Origin of the sequence: Clostridium sp. UBA5712 (assembly GCF_002419845.1) — a bacterium.
In the GTDB taxonomy this organism is placed as follows: domain Bacteria; phylum Bacillota; class Clostridia; order Clostridiales; family Clostridiaceae; genus Clostridium_J; species Clostridium_J sulfidigenes.
The window spans coordinates 124,644-139,711 of sequence record NZ_DIGW01000012.1 but is presented as its reverse complement, the minus strand read 5'-3'; the positions used below and the strand labels follow the sequence as shown (position 1 = coordinate 139,711).

14 protein-coding genes are annotated in these 15,068 nt (G+C 29.7%); 1 reads left to right on the top strand and 13 read right to left on the bottom strand.

The window, feature by feature from the left end; genetic code table 11:
• Positions 1–464: 464 nt before the first annotated feature.
• From B3B03_RS10400 to B3B03_RS10345, 12 genes are all read right to left on the bottom strand, one after another.
• Positions 465–917 (bottom strand): L,D-transpeptidase, encoded by a 453-nt coding sequence (locus B3B03_RS10400; protein ID WP_346847432.1) that lies wholly within the window; start codon positions 915–917, stop codon positions 465–467.
• Between the two features lie 151 nt (positions 918–1,068).
• Positions 1,069–2,265 carry an alanyl-tRNA editing protein gene (locus tag B3B03_RS10395; protein ID WP_346877259.1) on the bottom strand — a complete coding sequence of 399 codons (1,197 nt, stop codon included), beginning with the start codon at positions 2,263–2,265 and terminating at the stop codon, positions 1,069–1,071.
• 61 nt (positions 2,266–2,326) lie between these two features.
• Positions 2,327–3,304: a D-2-hydroxyacid dehydrogenase gene (locus tag B3B03_RS10390; protein WP_346877258.1), complete on the bottom strand. Its 978-nt coding sequence runs from the start codon at positions 3,302–3,304 to the stop codon at positions 2,327–2,329.
• Between the two features lie 38 nt (positions 3,305–3,342).
• The gene (locus tag B3B03_RS10385; protein ID WP_346877257.1) at positions 3,343–5,298 is read right to left on the bottom strand and encodes a translation factor GTPase family protein; all 1,956 of its coding nucleotides are present in this window, start codon (positions 5,296–5,298) and stop codon (positions 3,343–3,345) included.
• A 221-nt stretch (positions 5,299–5,519) separates the two neighbouring features.
• Positions 5,520–6,158 (bottom strand): GNAT family N-acetyltransferase, encoded by a 639-nt coding sequence (locus tag B3B03_RS10380; RefSeq protein WP_346877256.1) that lies wholly within the window; start codon positions 6,156–6,158, stop codon positions 5,520–5,522.
• Complete coding sequence (locus B3B03_RS10375; RefSeq protein ID WP_346877255.1) at positions 6,151–7,389, bottom strand: cation:proton antiporter; 1,239 nt, start codon at positions 7,387–7,389, stop codon at positions 6,151–6,153. The genes B3B03_RS10380 and B3B03_RS10375 overlap by 8 nt, the downstream gene beginning before the upstream one ends.
• 5 nt (positions 7,390–7,394) lie before the next feature.
• The gene (locus B3B03_RS10370; protein ID WP_346877254.1) at positions 7,395–8,015 is read right to left on the bottom strand and encodes a TetR/AcrR family transcriptional regulator; all 621 of its coding nucleotides are present in this window, start codon (positions 8,013–8,015) and stop codon (positions 7,395–7,397) included.
• A 199-nt stretch (positions 8,016–8,214) separates the two neighbouring features.
• On the bottom strand, positions 8,215–9,561 hold the full coding sequence (locus B3B03_RS10365) for a hypothetical protein (RefSeq protein WP_346877253.1): 1,347 nt from the start codon (positions 9,559–9,561) through the stop codon (positions 8,215–8,217).
• 522 nt (positions 9,562–10,083) lie between these two features.
• Positions 10,084–10,695, bottom strand: a complete 612-nt coding sequence (locus B3B03_RS10360) for a class I SAM-dependent DNA methyltransferase (RefSeq protein WP_035130114.1) — start codon at positions 10,693–10,695, stop codon at positions 10,084–10,086.
• Between the two features lie 36 nt (positions 10,696–10,731).
• Entirely contained in the window at positions 10,732–10,920 is a 189-nt protein-coding gene (locus tag B3B03_RS10355) for a hypothetical protein (protein WP_035130112.1), read from the bottom strand.
• 134 nt (positions 10,921–11,054) lie between these two features.
• Positions 11,055–11,954 carry an SPL family radical SAM protein gene (locus B3B03_RS10350; protein ID WP_035130249.1) on the bottom strand — a complete coding sequence of 300 codons (900 nt, stop codon included), beginning with the start codon at positions 11,952–11,954 and terminating at the stop codon, positions 11,055–11,057.
• 78 nt (positions 11,955–12,032) lie between these two features.
• On the bottom strand, positions 12,033–12,470 hold the full coding sequence (locus tag B3B03_RS10345; RefSeq protein ID WP_346847334.1) for a DUF523 domain-containing protein: 438 nt from the start codon (positions 12,468–12,470) through the stop codon (positions 12,033–12,035).
• Positions 12,471–12,701: 231 nt separating this feature from the next.
• Between B3B03_RS10345 and B3B03_RS10340 the strand changes: the two genes are divergently transcribed.
• Entirely contained in the window at positions 12,702–13,550 is an 849-nt protein-coding gene (locus tag B3B03_RS10340) for a patatin-like phospholipase family protein (RefSeq protein WP_035130106.1), read from the top strand.
• Positions 13,551–13,753: 203 nt separating this feature from the next.
• Here the strand turns inward: B3B03_RS10340 and B3B03_RS10335 are convergent, their stop codons facing one another.
• Positions 13,754–15,064: a sodium-dependent transporter gene (locus tag B3B03_RS10335; RefSeq protein ID WP_346877252.1), complete on the bottom strand. Its 1,311-nt coding sequence runs from the start codon at positions 15,062–15,064 to the stop codon at positions 13,754–13,756.
• Positions 15,065–15,068 lie beyond the last annotated feature (4 nt).

The following is a 15,068-nucleotide window of genomic DNA, read 5'->3' as shown; positions in this document are numbered from 1 at the left end:
TTTCATAACTTACTTTTAATAGTTTTTCTAAATAAAAAAGGGCTTTCACAAAATATTGCTAATCTTTATAAAGTGCTTCGCATTTATATAAGATTTAGTTCATTTTGTGAAAATCCCTTTTAATTAAGGTATCTAAAAATAAATAATAAGTCAAAGATGCGCAGTATATTTTGAGTTAGACAAGGAAATAAGTTCCGCATATAGTAGCACTATCTAAGCATTCTGTTGACGCAGTATAAACAGATTTCTTTGCTTCAGAGGGGGTTTTTACTCCCACTGAAGCTTATTAACTGAACTCCTAGTATCAGTATTTTCGATACTTAGAATTCGTTGTCCTTTAGGGGAAATCGTTAGCTAGGGGCGTCTCTCACTTTGAAGTAGATGTGAGTATTAGATCGGGTAGTCATCAGATAATATAAAATAGACGATCATTCTGACTTATTTATTTTTTGAAGATGCCTAACCTATTCTATATAAATAGTGCTTCCCTTTGGAACATTATCATATATCCATTTTGCATTTTCCTTTGCAAGCCTTATACATCCATCAGAAATCCTCATTCCTAATCTTCCATCTCTCACTGTTCCATTTAAATTATATATTATAGAATGAAAAAGGTAATTTCCCTTGATTTGTGTATAATAATAGCATTTATAACCATGCTCTACTCCAAAGTATGGTCCTTTTATACCGACCTTAAAGGTACCTTTTATAGTTGGTGTAGATGATTTTCCTATTGAACATATATAAGACTTTACTAAAGACCACTGATTACCCTTCTTTTTAAATACATTAGTCCTAAATTTATTAAGCTCTACATATATTAAATATTCAGTATCACTTTTCAATTCTTTTGAATTTACTAGTTGTGTAGCTGTTGTATTATAGTCACTCCTATATACCCCCTGTATTCTCATTCTTATAGAGTTTACTTTACATTTAACTAAACTTAATGTACCTTTTACATATTTCATAATTACTCCACCATAATACTATATAATCATATATTATGTACTCAATTATAAAATGCCAATGCGAATTAACATTAATTCTAATTTCTATTTTATACTATTTACCTTTTATCTTATTTATAGCATAATCTAAAGCTCCCTCTAAGTTGTTATTATTCTTTCCACCACCTTGAGCTTGATGACTACTTCCTCCACCTTTACCATCAATTAAAGTGATTGCATCTTTTAATAGTTCATTCATAGATATTCCTTTAAAATCCTTTGATGCTGCAAAGATAAGGTTTGCTCTTTCTCCATTTTTAATTGCCATTAATGCTATAGTATTGTTATTTTCAATAATCTTTGAAGTTACCTTATTTACATATTTAATATCTTCATTATCATAAACTTTTTTAACTATAATTATATTTTCTACTTTCTCCCCTTTTTCAACCATGTCCTTTACTTCATAAGCAGCCACTTCTTCACTTAGCTTTTTATTTTTATCTAGAGCAGCTTTAAGATTTTCGTTCATATTTTTTATGCCATTTATAGCCTCATCTTCACTGGCATTTAAATATCTACATACCCTTGTAGTAAATTTATCTTTTCTAAAGGAATCTTCTATTGCTCTTTTCCCTGCTACATATTCTATTCTCGTTGCTCCTTTATGTTTTTCCCATCTTCTTACCTTAATCATTCTTAGTTCTAAGGTTGACTTTGGATGTACTCCACAACATGCATTAATATCTAAATCTGAAATCTTAACAACTCTTATTTCTTCATTAGTATTAGGTAATGCTCTTCTTAATCCCATCTTCTTTAACTCTTTTTTATCTGGCACTAAAAATTCTACTTGAAGATCATCTCCTATAATTAGATTTGCAGCCTTTTCAGCTTCTCTTATCTTTTCTTCTTCTAATATTCCCTCTATATCTACAGTACATATTTCTCTTCCCATATGAAAACCCACTGTATTTGCATTAAATATTTTATAAAAACACCCTGATAAAACGTGCTGTCCGAGGTGTTGATCCATGCCATCCCTTCTTCTTTCCCAATCTATAGAGCACTTTAATTTATGAAGCTTTATAGGCTTTTTATTAAGAACATGATATATAATTCCTTCTTCTTCGTAAACATCTATTACTGGTTCATTTTCTATAAATCCTAGATCACAAAATTGACCTCCACCTCCTGGGAAAAAAGCTGTTTTATCTAAAACCACATGAAACTTCCCATCTTTCTCTTCTACCTTCTCTAATTCAGCTACAAATTCTTTAATATATTGATCTTTATAATAAAGCTTCTCCATTGTATCTCTCTCCTTTAACCAATGTATAACTAAAGTTCTAACTTTAGCCTTAATTTAAATATTACTTTGTCTTTAAATCTCTATATCCTGTAGATAAGTTAACTACATTCCTGAGTTCCTCTCCCTTTATAAAGCGTTCTAAATTATTAACAGCAATTTTAACTATACGATGGTGGGTTTCCTTTAGATTATAATTTCCAGAAACATGAGGTGTAATTATTGCATTTTTTATTCCCCAAATCCTATGATCCTTTGGCAATGGCTCAGGGTCTGTCACATCTAAAGCTGCTCCTAAAAATTTCCCACTTTCTAAAGCATCACAAAGTGCTTCAGTATCTATAGCTGTACCTCTACCTACATTTATAAGTACAGAATCCTTTTTCATCTTAGAAATTTTATCTTTAGAGAATAATTTATAGGTTTCCTTAGTTTCTGGTAAACTTAATGCTACCACATCTGCTTTAGGCAATAACTCATCAACCTTATCCATAAGATATAATTCATCTAAATATTCAGGTTTATTAGTATCACTTCTTCTTACTCCTATAGTATATCCACCTAGAGCTTTTATTCTCTTGGCAAAGTCTCCTCCAATATCACCAAGTCCAATAACTAAAGCAGTACATCCACAAATAGATTTAACTTCACCCTCATTCTTCCAAAGACTATTATTTTGATTATCCCTATAAAGGTATAACTTTTTATATATAGAAAGTAGTACACCTATCATATGTTCTGATATAGCGAGTCCATAGGCTCCAGTTGAATTAGTTAGTTTTACTCCCCTTGGAAGCACCCCTTCTTTTACAAATAAATCAGCTCCTGCACTATCAAGTTGTAACCACTTTAAGTTTTTACATCCTTTAACCATATCTAATGGAGGATTACCTATAATTATGTGAGCATCTTGAAGAGTCTCCCTATTTATCTCTTTAGCTGAAGTAAATATAAAATTAGATCCAGGTGCCACTGACATTAAATCAATTTTATGGCTATCGTCCATAGGCATTAACACAACTACATTAATTTCTTTTTCCATAATTAATCACTCCTAATATATTAAATTTCTAATAATATTTATTTAAGACAATGAATATGTTCCTTAACTTCATACCAAGGAACTGCATAACCTACACCCTTAGCACAAAAAATTGAAGATGATGTGTATTCAGGATCTACGTCCTTGTTATAGCTTTTAGCTTCTATAACCTCTTCTGGATTATGACATATATCATACCCATGAAATACTAGACTTAAGCTGCCCTCACCCTTTGTGAATGCTTGAAAGTCCAAAGCATAATTCATAAAGGTAGCTACAGGACCTCTTCCTCCAATTATAACTCTTTCTCCATAACTTTTAGGCTCATTAATGCTACCACTCATTTTTTGAATATCACTGATAACTCTACCCATTAAGTTTATCTCTACATCTATTTTAAATTTGTAATAGGGTTCTAGTAATAGATTTTTAGCACTTTCTAATCCTTGTCTAAGGGCTCTTTTAGTTGCTTCTCTAAAATCTCCACCTTCAGTATGCTTTAAATGTGCTCTTCCATTCATAAGGGTTATTTCTATATCTGTAATTGTACTTCCTGTAAGTATTCCCTTGTGATCTCTTTCAAATATGTGAGTTCTTATAAGATTTTGATTTCCTGTAGTTAAAAAATCACTGTGACATTTATTTTTAAAAGTAATCCCTGATCCTCTAGGCCCTTCTTTTAACTTTAAATAAACCTCTGCATAGTGACGAAGAGGCTCAAAATGTCCAAAGCCGTCCACTTCCCCTTCCATGGTTTCCTTATATAATATTTCTGGGGTTCCAAAATCCACTAATAAGTTAAATCTATCTTTTAATATTTCCTTTAAGACTTCTAGTTGTATTTTTCCCATTATACTAATATGAAGCTCTTGTAACTCCTCGCTCCACACTACATTCAGACTATTTTCTTCACTTTCTAAAATTTTAAAGCATCCTAACACTTCTCTAGGGTTTATACTTTTATCAAACTCTACCTTTGCTCTTAAGGTTGGAATCATAAAAAACTCATTTAAATCTAAAACTCCTATGCCCATACCAGCTCTTAAAGAGCTTATGCCTATAATTCCAAAAATTTCACCTGAAACAATTTTATCTTTACTCTCAAATTTATTTCCATTATAACTTCTAATTTCATTTATTTTTTCTCTTATCTCTTCTCCATTTGTACTATATATAATTTCATCCTTTACCTTTAACTCACCCTGTAATGCTTTTATAAAGGTAATTCTATTACCTTTTTCATCATATTTAATCTTGAATACTCTACCTTTGAAGCATTTATTATCTTTTATCTCTTCATAGTTAGTATAACTAAGACTATTAAAGTTCTCTAAAAACTCTTTTACACCTTCATCTAATAAAGCTGACCCTTTTAAAACTATAAATATTTTTTCTGACTTAATAAGCTCCTTTAATTTATCTACCCATAAGTAGTTGTCATAGCCTTTACCTAGATAGGTTTCCAGTAATTCCTCATTTCTTTCAGCTATAAATTCTATATTTTCATTACTTAAATTATATAAATCTTCTTCAACTAAACAAACTTCACTACTTAAGTTATTTCTTATCTCATGGATAACCTTTTGTAAGTCAGCACCTTCTCTATCTGTTTTATTTATAAATATAAAAGTAGGTATATTATTTTTTCTTAGTAGCTGCCATACTGTCTCTGTGTGACCTTGCACTCCCTCTACTGCACTTATTAAAAGGATAGCATAATCTAGAACCCCCATAGCTCTCTCCATCTCTGGCGAAAAATCTATATGTCCTGGAGTATCTATTAAATAATATTCTGAATCTTCATAATTAAAAATTCCAATATCAGAAAAAACTGTAATACCCCTTTCTCTTTCTATATTATGACTATCTAGAAAAGCTTCTTTGTGGTCAACTCTTCCTCTAGTTTTTATACTCTTTGTATGATAAAGTAATTGCTCAGAAAATGTAGTTTTACCTGCATCAACATGAGCAAAAATTCCTATGGTTTTTTTCACTATAAACTTCCTCTTTATTGTACAATATCATTAGATTTATTTTACCACAATATTCTTTTATGTTTCAGTTATAAATGCAACTTCCCCTAAAACTTTATTTATATAAATAACTTTTTACTAGTAGATATATTATAACAATCTAATATTGTTATAATAATTAAAATCCCTATTACAAAAAACCACTCAATTTGAATTTCTTCATATTAAGTGGCTTAATTTATTTATTCAACTTTGTATCCATATAGAAAAACATTCATTGTAACAAGTTTACTCTCACAGGTTGTTTCAAAACTTTTTTCAGCTAAACGTTCAAACCCTTGACTATCATAAAAACCATAATTACAGGTTGAGTCTGTGTATAAATAAATATGTTTTGTGTTGTGATTTCGTAAATAATCACAAAGATTTGAAAGTAGTTTCTTACCTACACCCAATCCTCTACAGTCTTCTGTAACGGCAAATAGTGTCAATACTCCATCAAACTCCGCCTCTCTACCAGCAAGAAGCTTATGATAAATGTGATGCATATTTCTATAATCACTTATATTACTTTTATATTGTATAGCTTTTAATGTCGTTATTGAATTATACAATACTACTCCTAAAATATTTTTTAAATGAGTCAATATTTTATAATCATTTTTAGACTTTCCTAAAATCACACCAACAATATTTCCATCTTTTTCTGCAACACAGCTAAAGGTTTTCTCTGCTAAACAGCTTTGTAAGTATAATTTTAAAAGATTTTTTAATACCTTTTCATTATCAATATACCTATAAAGTCCAAAACTCTCATTTATTATAGATTTAACGGTTTCATAATCATCTTTTTTGATTTCTCTATATATTATCTCATTCATTGCTAATTTCCTCTTTTTTATTAAATTCTCCTGCCCACTCAAAAGCCTTTTTAGATGCTATAACTGCGATAACCTCGTTAATAACCGCTGCCGCCGCAATTGTTCCTTGGATGACCTTAGCGTATTCTGGTGCTGGTCCTGATAGAACAGAAACAGCTATACCTGTAAATACGAGAGATACACCTGAATGAGGAAGCAATGTGAGTCCTAAATATTTTTTTACGGTTTCTGGTGAATCTGTTATAACAGCTCCGAATAATGCTCCACCATATTTACCTACAGCTCTTGAGATGATATAAATTGCAGTAAATAGTCCGGCACCTAAAATCAGATGATAGTCAAGCGGTGTTCCCAGATTTAAGATAACTACAATCATAGAAATACCAAGAATAGGATTAAATGAGTTCATAATCCGCTCTAGACGTTCTTCTGAAATCATATTAGAAAACGTTGCTGAGAAAGCCATACCAATAAGCATAAAGTTAAGTACAGGCTTTGGTAAAACTAAATCATTAAATATAAAACCAACACCTGCTGATATTAGTATGGTTGCACTCAGTAGCAATACAGTTACTTTTGTTGAACGTTCTCTTTTCAGTACAACTCCTGCAAGCAATCCTACAACAATCCCAATAATAATTGGTAATAAAACTACAAGTAATATCATATAAGCCGGTAGTTTTTGCTCAGATAGATTGGCAGATATAATAGAAATAGTTGAAAAAAATACAATTACTCCTACCATATCGTCAAGGGCTGCCATAGGAATTAATGTTTTAGTTACAGGTCCGTCTGTTTTAAACTCACGCACAATAGAAAGTGCTGGTGCTGGTGCAGTTGCAAGAGCAATACCTCCAAATATAAATGCAAGATAAATAGGAAATCCTACAAAATAAAATACAACCCCAAATACCAAGCTCACAACAAAAAATGTTCCTAATGATTGGGTTAATGTTGTTATGATAATTTGCTTACCCGATTTTTTAATTTTCTTCCAAACAAGCTCCGTGCCTATTAAAAGTCCCACTACACATTCTAAAATATGCATAATTGGTTCATACCAATGAGCATTTAAAACTGCATCATTTACAACTCCAAATGCATGTGGTCCAAGTATCATACCTGTAAGTAACCATCCTAGAATAGCAGGCAACTTTATCTTTGAAACAAGCTTACCTACAATAAAAGCAATTGCAATTGCCACTAAAATCCTTAAAATTAATAATATCATTATTTCTACTCCTCCTTTGAAATACCATAAAGCATAATATTTAGTATTTTTGACAGTTTCAGTTCGTGCATTTCTATTAGTGAATTAAAGTCCAGATTTTCATAAGCTTTACTTTGAAAATAACCATTGAACATTTCTTGAAAAACAAAGAAGTATTCCATTGCTTCTTCTTCTGTAATATTATCTCGTAGTGTTACATTACTTAAGGCCATGCGATAGTGACTTATATTAAGTGTGTCAAAATTAGCTCTTAAGTCTTTGATTTGTTCTTTCAAATGTATAGGTGGTTGTAAAATTGCATGAAAGAATATATGACTGTAATAATTATTCTCTTTAAAAAAACGATACCTTAAATCAAAATAATTTTGCATGTACTTCTGAAAATCCAATTGGTCAAATTCTTCTTTACTAAGATAATCTACAAGCTCATCAAAGCAAACCTTAACACATTTTAAAAATAACTCATCTTTATTTTTAAAATAGTGATAGATAAGTCCCTTTGAAATTTTGTTATCGTTGCATATATTATTCAGCGAAGCATTTTCATATGTCTTTGTTCCAAACTCCGCTATGGCAGCATTTAATATTTTATCTTTACTTATCTGACTTTTCTCTTTTTGATTCATAATACCCTCCAAATATAAATATTGACCACACGGTCTATTATATATTATCAAAAACAAACCACGTGGTCAATAATATGAATTATTAAATTTTTTAAAGACCTTCAATTAAATTTTAAGTTTAAATTTACTGATAATTATTAATAGACATTTATTCTTATCTATTTTTAACCTTAACTGCTCCATCTTCCATAAAAATGTTTTAAATTATATAAATAAACTTATATAATTGAATGGCATCTTTACCATTAACCCTAACTATCTTAGGTGGCCTAGAATACTCTATACTTATTTTTTGAGTTTCCTCTTCTAATAATAACCCTCTAACCTTCATAGCATTGATTAAACTACTCTTTCTGTTATTAGGAAATATTATATAAGCAACACTTTTTCTATCTTGCTTTAACAATTCAACAATATCATTTGCTAAAACATCCAATTTGATATCGAATGGTGGATCACATATAACTCTATCAAATTTTTTTAAATATTTATTCTGTAAAAATTTTGTTAAACCAATATTCAAATCAAATTTTACAAATTTTAGACCACCATTTTCTCTAAATCTGTTATCTCGTTCAAAAAGGACTATGTTTTTATTTATCTTATATGCATACTGTGCTACGGATGGAGTAACTAGACATGCTGTATATCCTTCACACAATTCCGCTAGATTTGCTGTAGTTTCAACGGAAAAGAAATATTGCATATACTCTAAATTCTGATTTAATTTAACATAGGCTTCAGAATTACTATAGGAGAGCTCCACATATGGAAATATTAAATTATTCCTATGAGCATACAGTCTATCAATGTTGTTATCATGCATTAAAGATAGTATATTCCTCTTATGCAATTCCAGATTAAAATTTATATCTCTTTTAATGAACCTTAACCAAATAAATCCATTAGGATGTCTATTACTATCAACGTATAGACTATAGCTATCATATTCTAATTGTAAACCAAGGTCATGAATTAAACTCCATAACTTTAATATCCATCCTGGTTTCGTAAGTACTACTAATCTTCCATCTTTTTTTAACAACTTACTGGACTTTGCTAATAACCTTTCAAACATCTCATATTCTATTCCAGTTTCAAGACTAAACCTGTTTATCTGTACTTCTTCTGAGATATTAATTAAATTAGCAAAACCCAAAATTGCTACGTCAAAAGATTCCTTCTCATATTCTACAAGTCCTATATCAAAATTAGAGCTAATAATTTCTGTATATTTATAACCTGATAAAAGTTCATTGATATTTTTAAATACTCCATTATCAATACCACAACTTATATCTGAAATCTGTGTCACTAACTTTTGTGGTGCATAGATATATGATATTAGTAATGTGGTAATCTCTAAATGTGAGCCTATTGTAATTACATTATCAGTATCATTAATACAAGCAAAATTAATAAATGATAAGGCTTTATTTAACCCAAATATATTTGAAATTAACATATTTCTGATTTCATGTTCATAAACTAACTCCATTGCACAAATTACATCTTCTTCATGTGCAAACTTCAATGTTTTATCCATTGATATAGCCTCCTTAAAATAAGTTTTGAGGCCTAACCATTGATTTATTAAATATAAAACAAAAGGCTACAAAAAAGCACTGCTTTCTTGTAGCCTAAAAATCTGTAATCAATTTTATACTTAAATAAGTTTATCTAATAAGAACTATATATTTAATGCAATAAAAATAAATATATACAATCTCCAATTACTATAGCTCCTGTCCTAATAAACTTAACGTCTATATAAAACATAAATACAATTTTAGTTCTATAAGAGGTATGTCTTTTAATTGCCAATTTAAAAGAAGTACACAAAAAAACCTAATGATTAGGCATTTTATTCTTTCTTTCATCAATTTTCAATTATGAAAATTAATTAGCAATTACACAATTTCATTGTTGTACCTCCTATATTTGATAAAATCACTATAGCAAATATTTGAAATTAAGTCAATAAATAATAATGTAGTTTCAACAGAAAAGAAATATTGCGTATACTCTAAAATCTAATCTATAATTGAGAAAACTTCGTAACATATATTTACTTTCTTATACCACACATACTAAATAACTGATATGGTTGCTCCTTACCTTCACTTTTCTTCATTCCTGAATAAAATATTTTTGAACCTATGACTTCAAGCCCAGCTTCTTCTATTAAGCCTTCCATTTCTGTAAGCTTAAATCCATTATGTCCACTAAAATCCTGTACTTCATCATGGAAACCACCATTATCAGGACATAGATCTACAACTATTAATTTGCCCTCTTTATTTAGCAAATCATATAGCTTCTTTATTACCTTTGGTAGATCTTCTATATGGTGAAAAACCATAGATGTATAAATCACATCAAACTTTTTATTATCGTTAAATTGAAATAAATCCCCACACCAAGTTTTCATATTTTTTATTTTGTTTTTTTCTATTTTTAATTTTAACTGTTCTATCATTCCTTCAGATAAATCCATCATCAATATATCAGAAAATCTATGAGTTAAATTTTCTGATATAAGCCCTGTACCACATCCAAATTCTAAGGCTCTTAAATTGTTATCTTTATCCAAATAGTTTTCTATTTCAGTACTAATTTTCTTTGCTCTTTGAACCCTATATTCTGTATCCCATTTTTTTGACTCCTCATCAAAGTGCATATCTTCATCCCCTTAAAATAAATTTTTTCCTTTAGTTTATATTTCTTCTTTGCTTCTATCTTTTATAAATAATTTATTTATAAGGATATAGCCTCCAAGAATTATAACTATTCCTAATGCCCATTTAAAAATCTCTGGAATATCTACATCCCTAAGTAAATATCTAAAGCCATCCGCAAGTAAAAATCCTATTATCCAATAGAATATTGATTTAATATCCTTCATTTTAACTATATAGATTTTGCCTTAACATACATAAGACAAACCATTTCCCCCTTTTAATTAAATACTATATACATTTTATCATATATTGAAACATAGATTAAGTAAGGTAAATCTAATATTTTATCTTAATAGTCTTAAAATAAGCTCAGCTGTTCCTCTTCATAATTCTTTCTATAATCCTTGATTATATCCTTCATTTTGTATATAATTCCATATTTATTACATTCTTCAGTGAAGGTCTTCCAAAGCTTCTTTCCATTAGAAGATTCACATTCATATCTATCACCATAGGTATGAATATATTTTCTAACTAAGTTCTCCCTTTGAAATAGTCTACTTAATTGTTCATAGTAATAGGCCCTTTGATTCCCTCTAAGGGTAAGCCCCATTCCATAAGCAAATATAAATTTAGCTCCTGAATTATGAGCTTCTCTAACTATATTTCTTATATTATCTTCTGAATCATTAATAAAAGGAAGAATTGGCATAAGCAATATTCCTGTATATATCCCACTATCACTAAGCTGTTTTATAGCCTTAAACCTTTCGCTACTAGGTGCCACATTAGGTTCTATCCTTTTACATAAATCATCATCAAAGGTAGTTACAGTTATTTTTATTAACACAGGAGAGCGCCTTGAAATCTCCTTTAATATATCAATATCTCTAGTAATCAAAGGGCTCTTGGTGGCAATGGAAACTCCAAAATTATACCTAGTAATCTCCTTCAAAGCTTCCCTTGTTAGCTCATATTCTTTTTCAAATGGATTGTAAGGATCACTCATAGCGCCTGTTCCTATTACACCTTTTTTCCTTTTCCCTTTAAGTTCTTTTCCTATAGCTTCTACAGCTTTTTCTTTTGCTCTAACTCTATCAAAATCTTCTATTTGATAACATTCACTTCTGGAGTCACAATAAATACATCCATGGCAACATCCTTTATAGATATTCATATTATAATTGATATCAAACCATGAATTATTAGGTATATATTGAGATATTAATTTTTTTGCTTTTATGTATTCTATGCTAATCACCCCCTAACTTAAATATAAACTTTTAAAATAAAGTTTATCTTCATACCTCTCATATCAATAATTAAAATAATAACATTATATTTTATCTAAATCATTTTCTGTATAGACTTCAATCCCATTTTTCATTAATAATTCTGCTACTAATCCATTGCCTTCTATTAGTTTTCCTGAAAATGTTCCATCATATACCATACCGTACCCACATGAAGGACTTCTAGACTGTAGTATTGCCTTCTTTATACCAGCAGCTTTAATAATTCCTAAAGTTTTCTCTGCTCCCTTTAAAAAACTTTCGGTTAAATCTATACCGTCCTTACTAATTACTCTTTTATTAGAATTTTCATCTATAAAAATCTCACAACACGCCCTTGGAGTGGGCAAACCAGCTAATTGTTCTGGACATATCGCTATAGCTTTTCCTGCTTTTACTAATTCGGCTACATATTTATTCTCACTATTACTTCCATTATATCTACAATTGACTCCTGCTAAACATGAACTTACTAAATACATATATAGTCCTCCTTTGTTTTTTATCTATAACTTATACTACAATACCTATTAGTAATTTATAGATATAATTATATCATAGCTTATTTTCAAATTAATATATCTTAACTTTCTATGGAGATATAGGTATAATAAAATATGGAGTTTATTCTAAAGAATCATAATTAAAATAATATCTTAATTTAATTATGTAAGAAAACAATCTAACAAATTTAATTTTAAGGAGTTGACATCATGAGTAGTTTAATTCTTGAAGGTGGAACCTTTAGACCTATTTTTAGCGCTGGTATAATGGATGCCCTTTTAGATAATGATATTATGTTTCCTTATTGCATTGGCGTTTCAGCAGGTATTACCAACGGCTTTTCATATATATCAAAACAAAAGAAAAGAAACTATGATATTCTAATTAACCATAGACATGATAAAAGATATATAGGCTTTAGAAACTTTTTTAAATGTAAAAGCTTATTTGGTTTAGATTTTGCTTTTGATGAGTTACCTAATAAGATTTATCCTTTTGATATGGATACCTTTAAAAGCTATGAAGGTAAAATTTTAGTTGGTGTGACTAATGCTAAAACTGGAGTTACCGAATATTTAAATGGTAAAGATTTAGATGAAAAATGCAATATGTTAAGAGCTAGTTGTGCTATACCTCTTTTCTTTCCTCCAGCTATAATTAATGATAATGAATATTTTGATGGAGGCATCTGTGATCCTATTCCTGTATTAAAAGCCATGGAAGATGGAAATGAAAAGCATCTAATTATTCTAACTAGACCTAAGGGGTATATTAAAGAATTAGGTAAAGGCAATATTTTTGCTGCTAAAGTTTTAAAAAAGAAATATCCTAATTTAGTAAAGCCTCTTCTTACACGTCATGAGCTTTACAATGATAGAGTTAAGTATTGTGAACAACTTGAAAGAGATGGCAAAGCTATAATTTTAAGACCTACTGCAGAAGATGGTATTGATAGCTTTGAAAAAGATCTTAATAAAATTAAACACGCCTATAACCACGGATATAATATAGCTTTAGAAAGAATTGATGAAATAAAAAAATTCTTTAGCATTTCATAAAAGTATATGAATAAAACTATTTAAATATTTACCTATAAACCTATAAAACTATATAAATATTAATATATAAAACTAGTTAACTATGAAAATAGTTAACTAGTTCTTCTGTTCATGCGGGTTTCAGAGAATTTACTATTTAGAATATATAGTTATTACCTTCTTTAAAATAGGAAAATCCACATCTAAAATTAGTATAAACAGACTTATATCCCACCGTAAATTATTCCTAGTATTATTACCAATACTGTTATAAGGGTAAACCCATATTTTGAAAACATAAAAAATTTATTTCCTAACTTTCTCTTAGCACCTCTATTTATTTCTTCTAACACCTGTTCTTTGTTGTACATAAAGTAAAATACTATAAATACTAACAGTGCAGCTAATGGTGATATTACTATAGTAATTACATCTGCAAAGTTGCTAAACAAATTCATATTTAAATTTAAAGGTATTGATAATACAAATGACACTACAGCTATTAAAATAGTAGCTGTTTTTCTGCTTAATTTTGTTTGTGCCATAAAAGATTCTACTGGCCCTTCTAGCATATTTATTGAAGAACTAATTGCTGCAAATAATACACTTAAAAAGAATAGTATCATAAGTATTTGTCCACCAGGGATAGCTTTAAATATAGTTGGTATTGTTATAAATAATAGAGGTGGACCTGCTGCTGGATCTAAGCCAAAGGCAAATACTGCTGGCATAATAACAAAGGATGCTAATAATGCCGCAATAGTATCAAGTACAGCAGTACTCACTGCAGACCTTGGAATGTCTAAATCCTTCTCTATGTAACTACCATATACCACCATTCCGCATCCATTTAAAGATACTGTGAAGAAGGCTTGACCAAGTGCCATTACCCATGTATTTATTTTAAATAGGTATGACCATTGTGGTGTTAATAGGTACTTCACCCCATCTATCGCCCCAGGTAAAGTTAATGATCTAATAGCTAACAATATAAAAATTCCAAAAAGCATAGGCATTATAATTTTATTTATTTTTTCAATTCCCTTAGATATACCCATACATACAATTATCAAGGCTAGTACTATTGCTAGTAAATTCCATGGTATAGTTTGGGTGCTTCCTGCAAAACTTTCAAAGTACTTAGGTATATCAATATTTTTTATATTTCCACTAAGGCTAAGTCCTAAATACTTAATTATCCAACCTACTACCACATTATAAAACATAAACACTCCTGCAAGTCCTATGGCTGGTATAAATCCAAAGAGAGTTCCTCCCTTTAAACCTTTATTCTTAAATCCTTTTTTAATTCCTGTTAAAGCTCCTCCCTCAGCACCTCTTCCAAAGGCAAACTCTGTAATTAACCCTGTTGATCCTAGTATAAGTACAAAAATAAAGTATGGTATTAAAAATACAGCTCCCCCATTTTGACCTAACCTGTAAGGAAACATCCATATATTTCCAAGTCCTACTGCTGCTCCAATACAAGATATCACAAATCCTGCTCTACTTGTAAAGTTCTCTCTGTTTTTCATGTTC

Bases quoted from the DNA above. Each gene is read 5' to 3' on its own strand.
- B3B03_RS10400 (WP_346847432.1), bottom strand. From the start codon at position 917: ATGAGAATACAGGGGGTATATAGGAGTGACTATAATACAACAGCTACA.
- B3B03_RS10345 (WP_346847334.1), bottom strand. From the start codon at position 12,470: ATGTATTTAGTAAGTTCATGTTTAGCAGGAGTCAATTGTAGATATAAT.
- B3B03_RS10365 (WP_346877253.1), bottom strand. From the start codon at position 9,561: ATGGATAAAACATTGAAGTTTGCACATGAAGAAGATGTAATTTGTGCA.
- B3B03_RS10390 (WP_346877258.1), bottom strand. From the start codon at position 3,304: ATGGAAAAAGAAATTAATGTAGTTGTGTTAATGCCTATGGACGATAGC.
- B3B03_RS10380 (WP_346877256.1), bottom strand. From the start codon at position 6,158: ATGAATGAGATAATATATAGAGAAATCAAAAAAGATGATTATGAAACC.
- B3B03_RS10340 (WP_035130106.1), top strand. From the start codon at position 12,702: ATGAGTAGTTTAATTCTTGAAGGTGGAACCTTTAGACCTATTTTTAGC.
- B3B03_RS10370 (WP_346877254.1), bottom strand. From the start codon at position 8,015: ATGAATCAAAAAGAGAAAAGTCAGATAAGTAAAGATAAAATATTAAAT.
- B3B03_RS10395 (WP_346877259.1), bottom strand. From the start codon at position 2,265: ATGGAGAAGCTTTATTATAAAGATCAATATATTAAAGAATTTGTAGCT.
- B3B03_RS10375 (WP_346877255.1), bottom strand. From the start codon at position 7,389: ATGATATTATTAATTTTAAGGATTTTAGTGGCAATTGCAATTGCTTTT.
- B3B03_RS10355 (WP_035130112.1), bottom strand. From the start codon at position 10,920: ATGAAGGATATTAAATCAATATTCTATTGGATAATAGGATTTTTACTT.
- B3B03_RS10335 (WP_346877252.1), bottom strand. From the start codon at position 15,064: ATGAAAAACAGAGAGAACTTTACAAGTAGAGCAGGATTTGTGATATCT.
- B3B03_RS10360 (WP_035130114.1), bottom strand. From the start codon at position 10,695: ATGCACTTTGATGAGGAGTCAAAAAAATGGGATACAGAATATAGGGTT.